Source organism: Mitsuaria sp. MSU3D (assembly GCF_056867975.1).
Genome location: NZ_CP200314.1, coordinates 1579212 through 1596332, shown reverse-complemented (window position 1 = coordinate 1596332; position 17121 = coordinate 1579212). Strand labels below are relative to the sequence as shown.

General features: G+C 68.1%; 16 protein-coding genes. 11 read left to right on the top strand and 5 right to left on the bottom strand.

The features are described from left to right. Positions 1 to 44 precede the first annotated feature (44 nt). The 3 genes from AC1VNM_RS07225 to AC1VNM_RS07215 are packed head-to-tail and all read left to right on the top strand — an operon-like array spanning position 45 to position 3375. On the top strand, positions 45 to 1415 hold the full coding sequence (locus tag AC1VNM_RS07225) for an MmgE/PrpD family protein (RefSeq protein WP_483106381.1): 1371 nt from the start codon (positions 45 to 47) through the stop codon (positions 1413 to 1415). 56 nt (positions 1416 to 1471) lie between these two features. Continuing rightward, the gene (locus AC1VNM_RS07220; protein WP_483106380.1) at positions 1472 to 2476 is read left to right on the top strand and encodes a zinc-binding dehydrogenase; all 1005 of its coding nucleotides are present in this window, start codon (positions 1472 to 1474) and stop codon (positions 2474 to 2476) included. A 20-nt stretch (positions 2477 to 2496) separates the two neighbouring features. Beyond that, positions 2497 to 3375, top strand: coding sequence for an ABC transporter substrate-binding protein (locus AC1VNM_RS07215; protein WP_483106379.1), 879 nt, complete (start codon positions 2497 to 2499; stop codon positions 3373 to 3375). Positions 3376 to 3388: 13 nt separating this feature from the next. Here AC1VNM_RS07215 and AC1VNM_RS07210 read toward each other — a convergent pair whose 3' ends face one another. Further along, positions 3389 to 4801: an MBL fold metallo-hydrolase gene (locus tag AC1VNM_RS07210; RefSeq protein ID WP_483106378.1), complete on the bottom strand. Its 1413-nt coding sequence runs from the start codon at positions 4799 to 4801 to the stop codon at positions 3389 to 3391. A gap of 3 nt (positions 4802 to 4804) precedes the next feature. Continuing rightward, on the bottom strand, positions 4805 to 6673 hold the full coding sequence (locus AC1VNM_RS07205) for a hypothetical protein (RefSeq protein WP_483106377.1): 1869 nt from the start codon (positions 6671 to 6673) through the stop codon (positions 4805 to 4807). A gap of 279 nt (positions 6674 to 6952) precedes the next feature. Here AC1VNM_RS07205 and AC1VNM_RS07200 point away from each other — a divergent pair, with 279 nt between their 5' ends. The 3 genes from AC1VNM_RS07200 (at position 6953) to AC1VNM_RS07190 (ending at position 8341) form a co-directional block, all read left to right on the top strand. Then, positions 6953 to 7183 carry a DUF2789 domain-containing protein gene (locus tag AC1VNM_RS07200; protein WP_377155107.1) on the top strand — a complete coding sequence of 77 codons (231 nt, stop codon included), beginning with the start codon at positions 6953 to 6955 and terminating at the stop codon, positions 7181 to 7183. Between the two features lie 119 nt (positions 7184 to 7302). After that, positions 7303 to 7764, top strand: coding sequence for a DUF421 domain-containing protein (locus tag AC1VNM_RS07195; protein ID WP_377155108.1), 462 nt, complete (start codon positions 7303 to 7305; stop codon positions 7762 to 7764). A gap of 16 nt (positions 7765 to 7780) precedes the next feature. Then, positions 7781 to 8341, top strand: coding sequence for a DNA-3-methyladenine glycosylase (locus tag AC1VNM_RS07190; RefSeq protein WP_483106376.1), 561 nt, complete (start codon positions 7781 to 7783; stop codon positions 8339 to 8341). A gap of 93 nt (positions 8342 to 8434) precedes the next feature. Here AC1VNM_RS07190 and AC1VNM_RS07185 read toward each other — a convergent pair whose 3' ends face one another. Further along, a complete protein-coding gene (locus AC1VNM_RS07185; protein ID WP_483106375.1) occupies positions 8435 to 8821 on the bottom strand; it encodes a response regulator in 387 nt (128 codons plus the stop codon). A 55-nt stretch (positions 8822 to 8876) separates the two neighbouring features. Here AC1VNM_RS07185 and AC1VNM_RS07180 point away from each other — a divergent pair, with 55 nt between their 5' ends. Further along, on the top strand, positions 8877 to 11804 hold the full coding sequence (locus tag AC1VNM_RS07180) for a hybrid sensor histidine kinase/response regulator (RefSeq protein WP_483106374.1): 2928 nt from the start codon (positions 8877 to 8879) through the stop codon (positions 11802 to 11804). Here AC1VNM_RS07180 and AC1VNM_RS07175 read toward each other — a convergent pair. After that, positions 11710 to 12711, bottom strand: a complete 1002-nt coding sequence (locus AC1VNM_RS07175) for a YihY/virulence factor BrkB family protein (protein WP_377155112.1) — start codon at positions 12709 to 12711, stop codon at positions 11710 to 11712. The two genes, AC1VNM_RS07180 and AC1VNM_RS07175, sit on opposite strands and share 95 nt — an antisense overlap. A 219-nt stretch (positions 12712 to 12930) precedes the next feature. Here AC1VNM_RS07175 and yqhD point away from each other — a divergent pair, with 219 nt between their 5' ends. Further along, complete coding sequence (gene yqhD, locus AC1VNM_RS07170; RefSeq protein WP_483106373.1) at positions 12931 to 14094, top strand: alcohol dehydrogenase; 1164 nt, start codon at positions 12931 to 12933, stop codon at positions 14092 to 14094. 96 nt (positions 14095 to 14190) lie between these two features. After that, complete coding sequence (locus AC1VNM_RS07165) at positions 14191 to 15108, top strand: AraC family transcriptional regulator (protein WP_483106372.1); 918 nt, start codon at positions 14191 to 14193, stop codon at positions 15106 to 15108. A 68-nt stretch (positions 15109 to 15176) separates the two neighbouring features. On the opposite strand, the gene AC1VNM_RS07160 is transcribed toward AC1VNM_RS07165, so the two are convergent. Then, positions 15177 to 16043, bottom strand: a complete 867-nt coding sequence (locus tag AC1VNM_RS07160) for a hypothetical protein (protein ID WP_483106371.1) — start codon at positions 16041 to 16043, stop codon at positions 15177 to 15179. 223 nt (positions 16044 to 16266) lie between these two features. Here AC1VNM_RS07160 and AC1VNM_RS07155 point away from each other — a divergent pair, with 223 nt between their 5' ends. Beyond that, the gene (locus tag AC1VNM_RS07155; RefSeq protein ID WP_483106370.1) at positions 16267 to 16593 is read left to right on the top strand and encodes an ArsR/SmtB family transcription factor; all 327 of its coding nucleotides are present in this window, start codon (positions 16267 to 16269) and stop codon (positions 16591 to 16593) included. A gap of 13 nt (positions 16594 to 16606) precedes the next feature. Next, positions 16607 to 17119 carry an arsenate reductase ArsC gene (locus tag AC1VNM_RS07150; RefSeq protein ID WP_483106369.1) on the top strand — a complete coding sequence of 171 codons (513 nt, stop codon included), beginning with the start codon at positions 16607 to 16609 and terminating at the stop codon, positions 17117 to 17119. The last annotated feature ends 2 nt before the right edge of the window (positions 17120 to 17121 follow it).

The window sequence follows — 17121 nt, the reverse complement described above, 5'->3', positions numbered from 1 at the left end:
ACTGAAGAGCCCCCCGACACACGACTGAAGGACGATTGAACCCCATGGCACGCAATACCCAGGTCGCCGCCGACCACAACGCCCCGCCCATCACCCAGATCCTCGCCCGCTACGTGGCCACGCATCCGTCGCGCGGCTGGAGCGACGCGGTGGACCACGAGGCCCACCGCACCTTCATGAACTGGGCGGGCTGCGCCGTCGGCGCTGCCGGTCACGAGGCGATGCACGCGGCGCTCGCCGCCGTGCAGATGCTGCAGCCCTCCGCGCAGGCGAGCATCCTCGGCCGCGCCGAGAAGGTCGACATGGCCGGCGCGGCGCTGCTCAACGGCATCAGCTCGCACACCTTCGACTTCGACGACACCCACTTGAAGACCATCATCCATCCGGCGGGCCCGGTGGCCTCGGCGGCGCTGGCGCTGGCCGAGCACCTCGGCCTGTCCGGCCGGCAGCTGATCGACGCGATGGTCCTGGGCATCGACGTGTCCTGCCGCATGGGCAACCTCGTCTACCCCGAGCACTACGACCGCGGCTGGCACATCACCGGCTCCACCGGCACGTTGGGCGCCGCGGCGGCCTGCGCGCGGCTGCTGGCCCTGGACGAGCACCAGACCCAGATGGCGCTGGGCATCGCCGCCTCGCAGCCCGTGGGCCTGCGCGAGCAGTTCGGGACCATGACCAAGCCCTTCCACCCGGGCGGCGCGGCGCGTGCCGGGCTGCTGTCGGCGCTGCTGGCCAAGCACGGCTACACCGCCAGCCCGCGCGCGCTCGAGGCGCCTCGCGGCTTCGCGCAGGTGGTCTCGACGAAGTACGCCTGGAACGAAGCCACCGACGAACTCGGCGAGCGCTTCGAGATCTCCTTCAACACCTACAAGCCCTTCGCCTGCGGCATCGTCATCCATCCGAGCATCGACGCCGCCGTGCAGCTGCGCGAACAGGGCGTGCGGCCCGAGGACGTCGAGCGCATCGAACTCAAGGTGCACTCGCTCGTGCTGGAGCTCACCGGGAAGAAGGAGCCGGCGGACGGCTTGCAGGGCAAGTTCAGCGTCTATCACGGCGTGTCGGCCGGACTGATCTTCGGCCGCGCCGGCGAGCCCGAGTACGACGATACGATCGTCAACCGCGAGGACGTCGTGGCGCTGCGCCGCAAGGTGGTGGCGACGGTGGACGACGGCATCGACGAAGCCTCGGTCGACATGACGGCGGTGCTGCGCGACGGCCGCCGCGTCCACGTGTTCGTCGAGCATGCGATCGGCTCGCTGCACAAGCCGATGAGCGACGCGGCGCTGGACGCGAAGTTCCACTCGCAGTCGGATGTCGTCATCGGTGCTGCGCGCAGCGACGCGCTGATCGCGGCCTGCTGGCGGCTCGGCGAGCTGGCCGACGTGCGCGAACTGACCGCGCTGGCGCGGCCTTGACGCCGCGGCGCCCCAGTCACTACACGAATCACCACACGAATCAAGACACGAGCCACATGACCGGCGACGACACGATGCGCGGCTACTGCCTCCAGCACCGGGACGGCCACGCGGAGCTGCTGCTCTGCGACGACCTGCCCCGCCCTTCCCCCGGTCCCGGTCAACTGCTCGTCCGCGTCCGCGCGGCGGGCTTGAACCGCGGTGAGTTCCTGGCCGGCCATGGCCTTCACGGCGCCGGCGGCGCGCCGAAGCCGGTGGGCGCGGAAGCGGCCGGCGACGTGGTTGCCGTCGGTGACGGCGTCCAAGGCTGGCGGCCCGGCGATCGCGCGATGGGCCGATGTGCCGGCGGCTTCGCCGACTTCGCGCTGATCAGCGAGGCGGAGGCGCTGCATGTGCCCGAGGCCCTCGATTGGACCGAGGCGGGTGCGATCCCGCTGACCTTCCTCGTCGTCTACGACATGCTCGTGGTCCAGGGTCGGCTGAAGGCGGGCGAGACCCTGCTCGTGGCGGGCGGCAGTTCCGGTGTCGGCGTCGCGGCGCTGTCCGCGGCCAAGGCCATCGGCGCGCGCGTGATCGCCACCTCGGGCAGCGCGGCCAAGCTGGCGCGGCTGATGACGCTGGGATTGGATCTCGGCCTCGAGACCCGCGCGCCGGACTTCGCGGCCGCGGTGCGCGAGGCCACCGAGGGTCGTGGCGCGGACCTCGCGATCGACACCGTCGGCGGCAGCGTGTTCGCCGAATGCGTGCGGGCGCTGGGCTTCCAGGGTCGTCTCGCAATGGTCGGCTACGTGGACGGGGTGCTTCAGGCCGAGCTCGATCTCGAAGCGCTGCATGCGCGGCGTCTCCATCTCTTCGGCGTATCGAACAAGCTCCGCACGCCGCAGCAGCGCGCGGAACCGGTGCCCGGCTTCCGGACCGACTGGCTGCCGCTGTTCGCCGATGGCCGCCTGCGGCCGGTGGTGGACCGCGTCTTCCGCTTCGAGGATCTGGCGCAGGCCAAGGCCTCGATGGAGCAGGCCCAGCACCTCGGAAAGATCGTGCTGGCGGGCAGCGAGGACTGATCAACTCCAAGGACATCGACATGAACGTTCAACGTCGTGAACTCTGCGCGGCAGGCGCCGCCACGCTGCTGCTGAGCGCCTGCGCCTCCGCGCCGGCCGGATCGACGGCCGGGTCCACCGATGGATCGAGGGCCACAGCCACGGGCGGATCGGACATCGGCTCGGCCGCCTCGGCCGATGCCCGGGCGGCCGCGGCCGAACTGACCGGCACCGGCAAGCTCCGCGCCGCGATCAACCTCGGCAATCCCATCCTGGCCAGCCGTGGCCCGGACGGCGAGCTGCGCGGCGTGTCGGTCGACCTCGCGCGCGAGGCGGCCCGACGACTGGGCGTGAACATCGAACTCGTCGCCTTCAACGCGGCGGGCAAGGTCGTCGAAGCGATCAAGGGCAGGCAGGTGGATCTCGCCTTCGTCGCGATCGATCCGCTGCGCAGCGCCGACACCGACTACACGGCGCCCTACGTGATCATCGAGGGCGCCTACCTGGTCCGCGACGACTCGCCGCTGCAGCGCAACGAGGACGTCGACCGCGCGGGTCGGCGCATCGTCGTCGGCCGCGGCAGCGCCTACGACCTCTACCTGACCCGCGAGATCAAGTCCGCCACGCTGGTGCGCGCGCCGACCTCGCCCGCGGTGACCGACCTGTTCATCGCCGACCAGCTCGACGTGGCCGCCGGCGTGCGTCAGCAGCTGGAAGCCGACGCGCGCCGCGTGGGCGGCGTGCGTCTGCTGCCGGGCCGCTTCATGGTGATCGAGCAGGCGATGGGCGTGCCCAAGGGACGCATCGCGGCGCAGCGCTGGCTCAGCGCGTTCGTCGAGGCGATGAAGGCCTCCGGCTTCGTGGCGGCGGCGCTGCGTCGCCACGGCATCGAAGGCGCGCTGGTGGCGCCGACTCGCTGATCAAGGCGGCATTTCAGAATTCGATCCTGATCACCTCGCAGAGCTGGCCGCCGATCAGGTCCTGCGTCGAGTGAAGATGGGTGTCGTGGGCAAGCTGATCGACGAGCCTCTTCCTCGGCACCTCGGTCTTCTTGGCTGCGTCGCCGTGCTTGCCGGACATTGTCGACAGCACCGCCGTCATCCGATCCTTCCTCGCGACGCCGCCCCGCTTCTTGAAGCCCTTCCATAGCGTCTGGGGTGTCGCATTCGTGCTGCCGTGGTGACCGACCTTGTAGACGTCGACCTCCTCCAGCAGTCGTCTCACGTCAGGCTGCTTCAGTGCATAGGTCCAGTTCTCGATCTGCGCGTCGCCCGGGAACAGCAGGCGCTTGCCGCCGACCTCGATCAGCAGGATCAAGCTGGTGTTGTTCATGGCCTTGTCCAGCATCGTCACGATGCCCAGCATCTGCGCGCCGCGCGCCTCCTGGATGCGTCTGGCGGCCCAGCGGATCTCCCGCGGCAACTTGCCTTGATTCTTGAACCTGAACTTCTCGGAAAAGGGGGACGCAGCTTGGGTTCCGGCCTTGGTCGCACGCTTGCCCCCGCCCGCTTCTGCGTTGCTCACCTTCGCCGCGGCTTGCCCGCTGTCGAACGCTCGGACACGGAACTTCCAGAACTCGTCATCGTCCGAAGAGCGTTGCTTCTGGACCTCCGGGCTCTGCTTCACCGTAGGCGGCCCCAGCACATGGGTCTTCACGCCGGGCAGCAGCCTCCTGAACGGATCGGGCGTGCCGAAGTGGGCATAGACAGCCCGCCCCGCTTCGCCCATTTGCGCCAGGTTTTCCACCGCAGGCAAGTTCTTCGTGTTGTCCCGGCCCAGGAAATCCAGCCGCTCGACCACGCCGACGGGCAGACCTTTGATGCCTGACGCCCCTTTTTCGCTATTCGCCGCCTGCGCCGTCATGCCGGCCACCCGCTGGGCGAGCTCGTTCATCGACTGCAGCGCGCGGAACGCCCGTTGATTGTCGGCGTCCGCGGACACGCCTTGCCGCGGTGCCGTGGCGTTCTCGTCCAGGGACAGATCTTCGGTCCAGGGTTGCAGGACCATCTTCGGCTTCAGATCCCGGATGACGTCGCCAGGACCGCTTCCGTCAGCTTTCGTCGCGAACCCGCTGATGTGATCCGCGTGGCGGTGCGTCGCCACGACCGCCATCAACGTACCGCCGTCGCACTTCTGCGCGATGTCCCTGGCGATCGCAAGCATGTGCGAGCCAGTGTCCTCCTCCCGCGTCCCGGTCGTTCCGAAGTCGATCAGCACATGACGCCTTCGCGCGCTAATGCTTTTTCCGTAGACGAATTCGAGCAGGAAACAATCGCCGAAACCCACCTGATACACATACAGGTTGAGGTGGGTCGGCGCCTTGTCCTTGTCAACGGTCTTGGCCATCTGTCACCTCCCAGTGCTTGTCTTGCGGCCGCGCGCCTTCCCGGTCCGCCGGTCAGCCTTCGCGACCTTCCCGGTCTCCGCCGCCTGCCGACGGTCGCACGCGGCGCAGTACGCGCGCAGCCGATGCAGTCTGGCGAAGGCGTTGACGCCCTCGTCATCGTCCTGCCCGGCGCCGAACAGATACTCCAGGCGCCTGCGCTGGCGAACGCCGTCCTTCAGGTGCCGCGCGATGTGGTACTTGACCTGGCCGTATTGATCGAAGACCAGCGTACCCGCGCCGTATACGGTCAGTGCGGTCGTCGTGTCGATGCCCTCCGGGCGAGGATCGACGTCGCAGGTGTTCCCCAGTTCCGAGCCGAAGATGTCCGCGCGGCAGATGTACTCGCAGATCGTCTCGCGCAGGACAAACCCCTCCGGACCCGCGCGCACGCTCGGACGGACGGAAACGACCTCGGTGTCCGACCGGTCATCGACGTGCAGTACTTTCCGGTTCTCCCAGATGAAACGGAAGACCTCTTCCGCGTCCCGCAGCATCGATTCGAAGTTGGTGCGCCGGTATTGAATCTGCGCCTGGTCCTCGAACCCTGACCAGCAGCCCTGCGCATCGGTGCGATCCGCCGGCGGCGTGATGCCAAACGACGCGAAGGCGTCGAGTACCGCGTCACGGTAGCGATAGCGGCTGTCATCGGGAGCAACCTCGGCATCCACGGTCAGCAACGCGGCAAGGTAATCGCCGAATTCCAGGTCCAGCGGCGGGCAGTAGTCCAGCGCCCGGATGGCCATCGTCAGCAGGTGGTCGGCCACCTTGGCGCCTTCCGCGGCCACCTCGTCCAGGTTGTAGAAGCCGTCGTCGAAAGTGCCCAACTCCTCGATGCGCGCTCGCCATAGTCGGAGCAGGGCGCGCATCATGGCGGCCACGAGAACCTCTCCGCGCGTGTGGGCTTCGGCATAGTCCGGATCGTCGAGGATCGTCTGCGACGGCTCGATCTTCACCGAGCGTCGCAACGCGTTCGCGCGCAGCTCGCCGATCGCGCGGCCGAACTGCTCGGCCAGACCCGACAGCGCGCCATCGGCGAGCGCTTCGGTCGTCAGCGCCTCGCCATGGATCAGCCGCCTGGCGCCGCGTCGGACCAGCCACTTTCGCCGCTTGCCCGCGGCATGATCGACCTGACACAGCGCGATCTCCACCACCTCGCGCAACGAGAAGACCGAGAGTAGCGCCACCACGTCCGCAAAGCCTTCGTGAAACGCGGCCTGATCCGGACCGGACAACGTGAGAAAACCCTCGCGCAGGCCGTCGAGCACGGCATGGGTAGTCTCGTGAACCACGATGTCGTGCGAGAGCGCCGTGAACACCCAATCGCCGTCGACAGCCCCCTCCGACGGAAAGTAGCCGAACATGAGGGCACGATCCTCGCGGGAATAGAAGGCATTGGCGTCGACGAAGGCATGCGGTGCGACGTGCAGTTGGTGACCCCCGAACCCCCAGCCCACGCGGCGGCCCAAGGCGCGTTCAAACCTCGCCAGCGTGCGCATGACCAGCGCATACACGTTCTGAGCATGAAAGGCGGGATCGTCCAGCAAGGCTTGTTCAGCGTGCTTGCGATCCGCCCCGTCCGGCGCCGGCAGGCTTGCGCCATAGTCATCGATCAGACGTCCTTCGTCGTCCTCCCGGTATTCGTGGGCCCGGTACAGCACGCCGCGTTCGGCGTCGTAGTCGACGACCTTGACCCTGTATCCCGTCGGTCCCCATGTGAGCCGTTCCAACGGCACTTCGACCCTGGCGAATACCCGCTCGCCTGCCGGGCCGGTCACGCCGGGATCCTGGGCCAGTATCAGGAAGGCCTGCTTGCCCGGTTTGATCATCGACATCTTCGCCTCCTCACTGTCTTGTTCGGTTCGACCTGCCGGCTCGTCCAGCATTGCGGACCCGCAGTGCGGCGATTGGAACAAGCGCGCCCCGAGCCCGGCAAGCGGGGTCTGGCGCGTGCGACGCGATTCACCATCAATCTTGATGATCTTCCAAGGTCCGCGTTGCGCGGCGTACCCTTCGCCAAGCCACGGCCCAATGCGCAATGCGCCTCGGTCCTACACCGCCAGGATGGACGCTGCGTTAGGCTAATCGCGGACACCCTATCGAAGGAGCCCCCCATGGAAGCGACCAACCACCAGTTCCACGAGCTGTTCGACCAGCTCGGCCTGCCCTCCTCCGAGGCCGAGATCCGCGAGTTCATCGGCCAGCACCGCCCTCTGCCCGGCGACGTCAAGATCACCGAGGCGCCGTTCTGGTCCGAGCAGCAGTCGCGCCTGTTGAAGGAGCTGCTGCTGCAGGACGCGGATTGGGCGGAGGTCGTCGACCAGCTGAACGTCGCGCTTCACTGAACTTCCGGGGCCACGCGCGTCGCTGGTCTCGACGGGCTCAAGGCGATCGACGCGATCGGCCCCTCGCGCTCCGAGCGCCCGCCTCGGGAGCGCCGACGAATCGCAAGGAGGCATGCCTCATGTTCGACCTGCACGTCCACTGGTGGGAGCTGCTCGCCCGCGCGGCGCTCATCTACCTGGCGCTGTTCCTGATGGTGCGCTTGTCGGGCAAGCGGACCATCGGGCAGTTCACCCCGTTCGACCTGCTGGTGGTGATGCTGCTGAGCGAGGCCGTGAGCAACGGCCTGAGCGGCGGCGAGGACTCGGTCACCGGCGCGTGGATCCTTGCCGCGACACTGATCGTGATGAACGCCTTCATCGGCTTCCTGGGCTCCCGGAGCAAGCGCCTGGAGGCGCTGCTGGAAGGGTCCCCCGTGCTCATCGGACGCGACGGCGAATGGTTCCCGCAGGCGCTCCGCCGCCATCGGCTCGGCACGGCGGATGTCGAGAAGGCGCTGCGCGAGGCGGACTGCGAGCTCGAGGAGCTGCACATGGGCGTGCTCGAAAGCGACGGCAGCATCAGCATCCTCAAGCGCAAGTAGGTTCTCCCCATTCCGCATGCCAGGTGCCGCAAGAATCGACTACTCCAGCTCGCCCGTCGACCTGGCGCGTTCCCTGATCGGCTGGACGCTGCTGGTCGACGGCGTGGGCGGACGCATCGTCGAGACCGAGGCCTACGACATCGATGACGAGGCCTCCCACAGCTTCCGCGGCATGACGGCGCGCAACGGGGCGATGTTCGGCCCGCCGGGTTCCACCTACGTCTACCGCTCCTATGGGTTGCACTGGTGCTTCAACATCGTGTGCCGGGAGGTCGGCCACGGCGCCGCCGTGCTCATCCGCGCCCTGGAGCCCACGCATGGCCTGGATCTGATGCGGCAAAGGCGGCGAGCCGAAGATTCACGCCAACTCTGCTCCGGTCCGGGCAAGCTGGCGGAGGCCCTGGGCATCACAGGCGCGTTGGATCGCCATCGGATCGACCAGCCGCCGTTCGCCGTCCTCCCCCCGGCGTGCGACGCGGAGGTCGCCTGCGGAGCACGCATCGGCATTTCGAAGGCGCAGCACCTGCCGTGGCGCTTCGCACTGGCGAAATCAGCGTTCCTCAGCAGAAAAGTCTGAACTTCCCCGGCGTGGGTCCGGTTGCCGTCAACCGGGAGCTGGCCGCGAAACCCAGTACGCACGGCGCCGCCGGGCGCCGCCGGGCGCCGCCGCTCACCGGTAGGCGTCTTCCGCCAATTCGCACAGCTGTCCGCACCCGATGGGCTTGCTGACGTGCAGATCGAACCCGGCGCTGGCGACCAGGACGCGGTCGCTCTCCTGGGTCCGGGCGGTCAGGGCGACGAGCCGGGCGGGGGCTTGGACCTCGGTGCCCCGGATGCACGCCGCGGTCTCGTAGCCGTCCATGCCGGGCATGTCGATGTCGAGCAGGACCAGGCGGGGCCGCAGCAGCTCCGCCAGCAGCACGGCCTCGGTGCCGCTGTAGACGGCGCAGGCGCAGAAGCCGTAGGCGTCCAGCAGCGCGACGAGGGTATCGGCCGCATCCCTGTTGTCGTCGACCACCAGGATGCGGCACGGGGCGGTCGAATGCTTGGGCTCCATGCCTCCACAGGGCAAGGCGCGGGCCAAGCCCCTCGCTCAAGTAGCATGTCCGCCCATGAGCCTGCCCCACCCGACGCCCTCGCCTTCCCCCACGGAGCGCCTGCGCTGGCTCGACGGCGGCGGCGACATGGGCGCGCGCATGCGGGCCATGGACTGGCGCGACCAGCCGCTGGGGCCGCCGGAAACCTGGCCCCAAAGCCTCCGGTCGGCCGTCAGCATCTGCCTCGGCTCGCGTTTTCCCATGGTGGTGCTCTGGGGCCCGCGGCTCGTCATGCTCTACAACGACGCCTATGCGCCGCTGCTCGGCGACAAGCATCCCGGCGCGCTCGGCTGCAGCATCCACGAGGTGTGGACCGAGATCGCCGACGTCATCGCGCCGCTGATGGCCGGCGTCATGGCCACCGGCGAGGCGACCTGGGTCCCCGACGGATTCCTAGCGCTGGAACGGCACGGCGCGGCGGAGGAGACCTATTTCTCCTATTCGTTCGGCCCGGTGCGCGTGGAAGACGGCAGCGTCGGCGGCATCCTCGCCGTCACGATGGAAACGACGCAGCGCGTCGTCAGCGAGCGACGGCTCGCCTTCCTCAAGGCCCTGGCGGATGCCACCGCCGGCGCCACCGATGCCCTGGACGTGTGCACGCGGGCGATGGTCGCGCTGGGCGCCGGCACGCCGGACATCCGGCACGCCGCCATCTATCTGCGCCAGCCCGGCCGTGGCGACCGGCGGGTCGCGGAGACCGCGTCCGGAGGCGGACCGCGGATCGCCTGGGCCGCCGAGTTCAGCGGTGACGCACCGGATGTCCCCTGTTCGATCGCCGTGCCCATCCAGATCGAGGGCCGCGCCGAGCGGCTGGGCACCCTCGTCGCCGTGCTCAATCCGCAACGGCCGCTGGACGACGACTACCGCGAGTTCATCGCGCTGATCGGCCGGCAGGTCGCGCGCGCCATCTCGGACATCAACGCCCTGGAGCGGGAACGCGCCCGCGTCCATGCCGAACAGGAGCTCCGCCGCATCTTTGAACAGGCCCCCAGCTTCGTGTGCATCATGAAGGGGCCGGACCATGTGTTCGAGTTCGTCAACCGGGCCCACCTGCAGTTGTTCAACAGCGCGGCGTGGCTCGGCAAGCCGGCGCGGGAAGCCTTCCCCGACATCGCCGGCCAAGGCTATTTCGAGCTGCTCGACGGCGTGTACCGCACCGGCAACCGTTTCGTCGCGGCGTCCGCGCCGCTGCGCTACCGCTACGCGCCCGAGAGCGCCGAGGAAGAGCGCCTGCTGGACTTCATCTTCGAGCCCATCCGCGACGAGGGCGGCCGCATCACCGGGGTCTTCTGCGAAGGCTTCGACGTGACCGCGCAGCGGCGCGCCGAAGCCGCCCTCGCGGCAGCGCTGCAGCAGACGCAGGGCCAGCGGCGGCTGTACGAGGCCATCCTGGCCAACACGCCGGACCTGGCCTACGTGTTCGACCTGTCCCACCGCTTCGTCTACGCCAACGAGGTGCTGCTGCGGATGTGGGGCAGGACCTGGGACGAAGCGATCGGCAAGAACTGCCTGGAACTGGGCTACGAGCCCTGGCATGCGGCCATGCATGACGAGGAGATCGACCGCGTCGTCGCCACCGGCCAGCCGGTCCGCGGCGAGGTGCCGTTCGCGGGTGCCTTCGGGCGGCGCATCTACGACTACATCTTCGTGCCCGTGCTGGGGACCGACGGCGAGGTGATCGCCGTGGCCGGCACCACGCGGGACATCACCGAGATCAAGGCGATGGAGGAGACGCTGCGCAGCCAGGCGGACCAGTTGCGCGAGAACGACCAGCGCAAGGACGAGTTCCTCGGCATCCTGGCGCACGAGCTGCGCAATCCGCTGGCGCCGCTGATGAACGGCCTGGAAGTCTTCCGTCGCCTGGCGTCGCGGGACGAGCCCGCCCTTCAGAAGGTGCAGGCCATGATGGACCGCCAGCTGGTGCAGATGGTGCGTCTCATCGACGACCTGCTGGACATCACGCGGATCTCCAGCGGCAAGATCCGCATGAGCAGGTCTCGCCTGGCGCTGGCCGAGGTGCTGCAGGCGGCCGTCGAGACCAGCCAGCCGGCGATCGACCAGTCGGGGCACACCCTGACCCTGTCCGCGCCCGGTCGCCCCGTCTTCGTCGACGCGGATGCGACGCGGCTGGCGCAGGTGTTCCTGAACCTGCTGACCAACGCGGCCAAGTTCACCGCGCCCGGCGGGCACATCCAGATCACGACCGAGCGGCACGGGAGCGAAGTCGTCGTCACGGTCCGCGATGACGGAGAGGGCATCCCGCCCGACATGTTGTCGAGGATCTTCGACATGTTCGTCCAGGTGGACCGCTCGCAGGAGCGCGAGCGCGAACGCAGCGGGCTGGGGATCGGGTTGTCGCTCGCCAGAGGGCTGGTCGAGCTTCACGGCGGCAGCATCGAGGCCCGCAGCGACGGCCCGGGGCGAGGCAGCGCCTTCATCGTGCGTCTGCCGGCGGCCGCCGATGCCGACCGGCCGGCCGGCGAGGACGACCGCCCCGCCGACCCGGACACCTTCGCCGGGCGCCGCGTGCTGATCGCCGACGACAACGTCGACGCCGCGGACAGCCTGGCCCTGCTGGTCGAGCTCATGGGCGCCCAGCCGCGCGTCGTCCACAACGGCCTGGACGCCGTGGCGCAGGCCGGGCAGTTTCAACCGGAGCTGGTGCTCCTCGATCTCGGCATGCCGGGGCTCACCGGCTACGAGGCGTGCGCCAGGATCAAGGCGTCGCCCTGGGGGCGCGACATGATGGTGGTCGCGCTGACCGGCTGGGGGCAGGAGAAGGACCGCCGCAAGTCGCGCGAGGCGGGTTTCGACGCGCACCTCGTGAAGCCGGTCAGCACCGAGGCGATCAAGGCGCTGATGGCGTCGAACGTCCCGGCGCCGTGCGATCCCGCGCGGCAGCACCCCGTCGCGAGCCCAGACGCTGCGCATAGAGCCACGTGAATTCGGCGCCGACCAGGAACACCTGGGCGGAGTAGTAGACCCAGACGAACACGACGGCCACGGAGCCGGCCGCGCCGAAGCCGCTCGCCACGCCGGTCTTGCCGATGTACAGGCTGATCAGGATGCGACCGATGGTGAACAGCGTCGCCGTGACCGCGGCGCCGACCCAGACGTCGGACCAGGCCACCTTCACGCGCGGCATGACCTTGTAGATCAGGGCGAAGACCGCCGCGGTCATGGCGAAGCCGACGACGGCGTTGAGGCTCTGCAGCAGCCATTCCCAGCCGCCGAACCAGCCGCCCCACCACTTGCCGAGCGCCGCGACCACGGCGCCGGTCACCAGCGAGACCAGCAGCAGGAAGGCCACGCCGACGATCATCCCGAAGCTGAGCAGACGGGCGCGCACCAGCGTCCAGACGCCGCTCGTCCGGTGGCGCACCGGCGCGCGCCAGATCCGGTCGAGCGCGTCCTGCAGTTCGCCGAAGACGGTCGTCGCGCCGATCAGCAGCACCCCGACGCCGAGCACGGTGCCCAGGATGCCGGTGCTGGGCTTGCTGACGTTGCTGAGCACCTCCTGGATGCCCTTGGCCGCCTCGGGCCCCATCACGCCCTCGATCTGGCCGAACAGCTCGCCGCGCACGGCGTCCTCGCCGAAGACCAGCCCCGCGATCGAGATGACGATCACCAGCAAGGGCCCCAGCGAGAACACGGTGTAGTACGACAGCGCCGCCCCCATGCTGGGCGCGTAGTCGTCGATCCAGGCCGACAGGGAATCCACCATCAGCGACCACCAGGTCTTGAGCGAGCGGCCCGACCAGGAAGGGACGGCGTCCGCCGCGCCCGCGGCATGGCCGGTGTCCTCGGCGCGCGCGGCGTCCGGGACGTTCGCGACGTTCGCGACGTTCACGGAGAGGGTCGATGGGCCCGGCGATGGCGGTGTCATCCCTTCCCCCGGCAACGGGCGCGCCCAGCCTCGACCTCGATCGGTGCCTTGCCCATTCATCGCCCCCGCAGCAGGATTGGGCAAGACAAAGGCAGCATCGTGCGTTGCCTCGGGAGCGGGCGGCGACGAACAATCCACCCCATCGACACGAATCCTCGTTCACCCCTTGCGGAGCCGACAGCCATGAACAACTTCAGCCTCAACACGCCCACCAAGATCCTGTTCGGGAAGGGCCAGATCGCCGAGCTCGGCCGGGAGATCCCCGCGGACGCCCGCATCCTCGTCACCTACGGCGGCGGCAGCATCAAGAAGAACGGCGTGCTCGACCAGGTGCGCCAGGCGCTGTCCGGCCGCACGGTGGTCGAGTTCGGCGGCATCGAGCCCAACCCCACCTTCGAAACGCTGATGAAGGCCGTCGAGGTCGTCAAGGCCGAGCGGATCGACTTCCTGCTGGCCGTGGGTGGCGGCTCCGTCGCGGACGGCACGAAGTTCATCGCCGCCGCCGCGCTGTACGACGCGGCCCGCGACCCGTGGGAGATCCTGCTGACCCGCGGGGCCAAGGTCACCGGCGCCGTGAAGATGGGCGTCGTGCTGACGCTGCCGGCCACGGGCTCGGAATCCAACAACGGCGCCGTCATCAGCCGTCAGGCGACGGGCGACAAGCTGCCCTTCTTCTCGGCCTTCACCTACCCGGTGTTCGCGGTCCTCGACCCGGTGACGACCTACAGCCTGCCCGCGCGCCAGGTGGCCAACGGCGTCGTGGACGCCTTCGTCCACACGGTCGAGCAGTACCTGACCTACCCGGCGGAAGGCCGGATCCAGGATCGCTTCTCCGAAGGCATCCTGCTCACGCTGATCGAGGAAGGTCCGCGGGCGCTGACCGAGCCGGAGAACTACGACGTCCGCGCCAACGTGATGTGGAGCGCGACGCAGGCGCTGAACGGCCTGATCGGTGCCGGTGTTCCGCAGGATTGGGCAACGCACATGATCGGGCACGAGCTGACCGCGATGCATGGCCTCGACCACGCGCAGACGCTGGCGATCGTGCTGCCGTCGGTGCTCGAGTACAAGAAGGAACAGAAACGCGCGAAGCTGCTGCAGTACGCGGACCGCGTCTGGGGCCTGCGCGACGGCAGCGAAGCGGCGCGCATCGACGGCGCGATCGCGGCCACGCGGGCCTTCTTCGAGCAGCTGGGCGTCGGCACGCGCCTGTCCGCCTACGGGCTGGACGGCAGTTCCATCCCGGCGATGATCGCCAAGTTGAAGGAACACGGCGGCACCGCGCTGGGCGAGCACCAGGACATCCGGATCGAGGACAGCCAGCGCATCCTCGAAGCCGCCCGTTGATCGACGGCTGATTCCTCACCGATCCTTCGCTGACTCCCGCTTTCGTGGCGCACGCGGCCTGCAGACCGCGTGCGCCCGAAGCCCTTTGAAGCACCCATGGCGACCATCCTCAACGACAGCATCCGCCAGCGGATCATCGACGCCGCGACCCGCTACCGGTCCGCGTCCTTCTCCACGCCGTCGCCGGTGGCCGGCGTCCGGATCCTCTATTCCGAGACCTCGCACCCGCGCACGCCGGTGCTCTACGAGCCGTCCATCGTCATCGTGGCGCAGGGCGCGAAGGTGGGTTTCGTCGGCGAGAAGACCTTCCGCTACGACGCGGACAACTACCTGCTGCTGACGGTCCCCCTGCCCTTCGAATGCCAGACGATCGCGAGCAAGGCCAAGCCCTTCGTCGGCGTATCGATCGACATCGACACGGCGGTGCTGCAGGAGTTGCTGATCGACCTGGAGGACGAGGGCCTCGACCGCCGCGCGAGCCTGGAGTGCACCGGCGTCAACAGCGCGGCGTTCACCGAGGAAGTGCTCTGCGCCATCGAACGCCTGTTCGACGCGATGCACCAGCCGCGCGACGCGAAGGTGCTGGGCAAGCTCATCCTCAAGGAAATCATCTATCACGTGCTGTGCGGCGACAGCGGCGCGGCCCTCCAGGCGCTGGCCAACCGGCACACGCATTTCGCGCAGGTGACGAAGGCGCTGCAGCACATCGAGTCCCACTACGCCAAGCCGCTCAGCGTCGAGCAACTGGCGGGCCTGGTGAACATGAGCGTGTCCGCCTTCCATCACAACTTCAAGGCGGTGACCAACACCTCGCCGCTGCAGTACGTGAAGAGCTACAAGCTGCACAAGGCGCGCCTGATCATGCTCAACGAAGGCGTGAAGGCCGGCGTCGCGGCCACGCGCGTGGGCTACGAGAGCCCGTCCCAGTTCAGCCGCGAATTCAAGCGCTACTTCGGCGCCACGCCGGTGGATGAGGTGGCGCGGCTGAGGGCGTTCAGTCCGTCGGTCAGTTGATCCCGCGATGACGCCGCTCACAGCGCAGTTCACGCATGGCGATCTTCAGATCGATGAGCGTGCGCTCATCACGTTCCACACCGCTGCTTGAACGGCTCCATGGCTTTGAGGATCTCTGCCTTCCTCCCCTCCTGGGGCCAGCCATCTATCCGGACCGCCCTCTGTCCTTGGGCAATGACGTGGAAGGCAGGGGTCGACCGGGGGTAATCGAGCCCTAAGCGTTCCCAATCGCGGACCAGATAGCCTCGCAGCGACGGATGCTCCTCGTTCCATCGCGCGTACAGGTTGAGGTCGAAGGTCTGATCGACCGTCGACACCCAGAGGGAGCACCTCGCAAAGAGACCAAGGAGCTCCGGGTCTGCTTCAATCGCCCGCACGGCCCGACGGCAGGGGTTGCATGTGGGGCTGAACACGACGATCAACGGAGGAATGCTGGAACGATCCAGTTCGAGTTCGGCCAGCTCGCCGACATCCGCTCGCACGGTAAACAGGGACGCAGCAATGGAGGAGGCATCCAGGCGCTTCAACCTGTCGGGGAGTCGCTGGTCACCGATCCAATGCTTGCCCTCTGCAGACTTTGAATAGGTTCCGAGGGCGACGAAGTCCCAATTGACGAAGAGCACGCGCAGGAATGATCTTCTGTCAGAAGCCAGGACCGCGCCCCTGCGTTCCAGCTCGTTGAAGATTCTTTTCGCGCGGGACGACGCAGACGCGTGGCCCTGGACATCGCCATAAGCCATTGCGCTCAGCACTGCGCGAAGCTGATCGACCGTCCCACCACTGGCGCAGCCTTCGAAGGTCCGGACTTCCGCCGTTGCCCAGTTCTCGCCCTTGTCCAATCCTCGACAAGGCGCCGCCGCGACCGCCTGCGCGGACCAACTCAAGGCAGCCAGAAGAACGCCGAGTGTCCAAGACCTGCTCTTGTTCTTGCTCATGTGATTTCAAGGTAAAGGAGGGCCATGCGGCTCTCCCCACTCTCTAAACGGACGATCGAGTAGACCAGTGCGAACTACCCAGTTGCACTGTAAGGCCTTCCAGGTTGGACGCTTGAGGGTCAGGTCTGAACACCGGCGTGCCTGAAGACTGTCAACGCACCGAACTGAGCCGGATCGCACGGACGTCTTGTCGATCATTACAATTTTTGTTGTAATGTTGGTCATGGACAAGACAACTGCCCTGGCCGGACTCGGCGCACTCGCTCATCCCATTCGACTCGACGCGTTCCGCGCCTTGGTGGTGGCCGGCGAGCACGGCCTGACCCCGGGTGCCCTCGTCGAGATGCTCGGCATCGCCTACGCCAAGCTGGGCTTCCATCTGAAGGACCTCGCCGAGGCGGGGCTGGTGACCTCCGAGCAGGTCGGGCGCAACGTGCTCTATCGGGCCGAGTACCCGCAGATGAACGCGCTCCTGGCCTACCTCACCGAGAACTGCTGCCAGGGCGCCGCGTGCGCCGTGGCGCCGACCTCGGCCCGTTGCGGCTGCTGACAGGGGACCCGACATGGCATCGACGCTCTGCAACGTGCTCATCCTCTGCACGCACAACTCCGCGCGCAGCGTGCTCGCCGAGGGCATGCTGAATCATTGGGCGAGGCGGCTCGGCAAGGAGGTCCGTGCCTTCAGCGCGGGCAGCGCGCCCAGCGGCCGCCTCAACTCGTTTGCGCTGGAAGCCTTGCAAGCCGCCGGCGTCGACACCGCGGGCTATCGCAGCAAGAGCTGGGACGAGTTCAGCGCGCCGGACGCGCCGCCGCTGTCCATCGTCATCACCGTGTGCGACAGCGCCGCCGCCGAGCAATGTCCCGTCTTCTTCGGCGGGACAGGACAACCGGTCAAGGTGCACTGGGGCTATCCGGATCCGTCCGATGCCGAAGGCGGCGATGAAGGCAAGCGCCGCGCGTTCGAGCTCACGCGGCAGGCCATCGGGTATCGCATGCTGCAGCTGGTGCAGTTGCCCTTGTCGACGATGAGCCAGGCGGACCTCCAGCAGGCGCTGGGCGAGATCGCCCGGAGCTGACG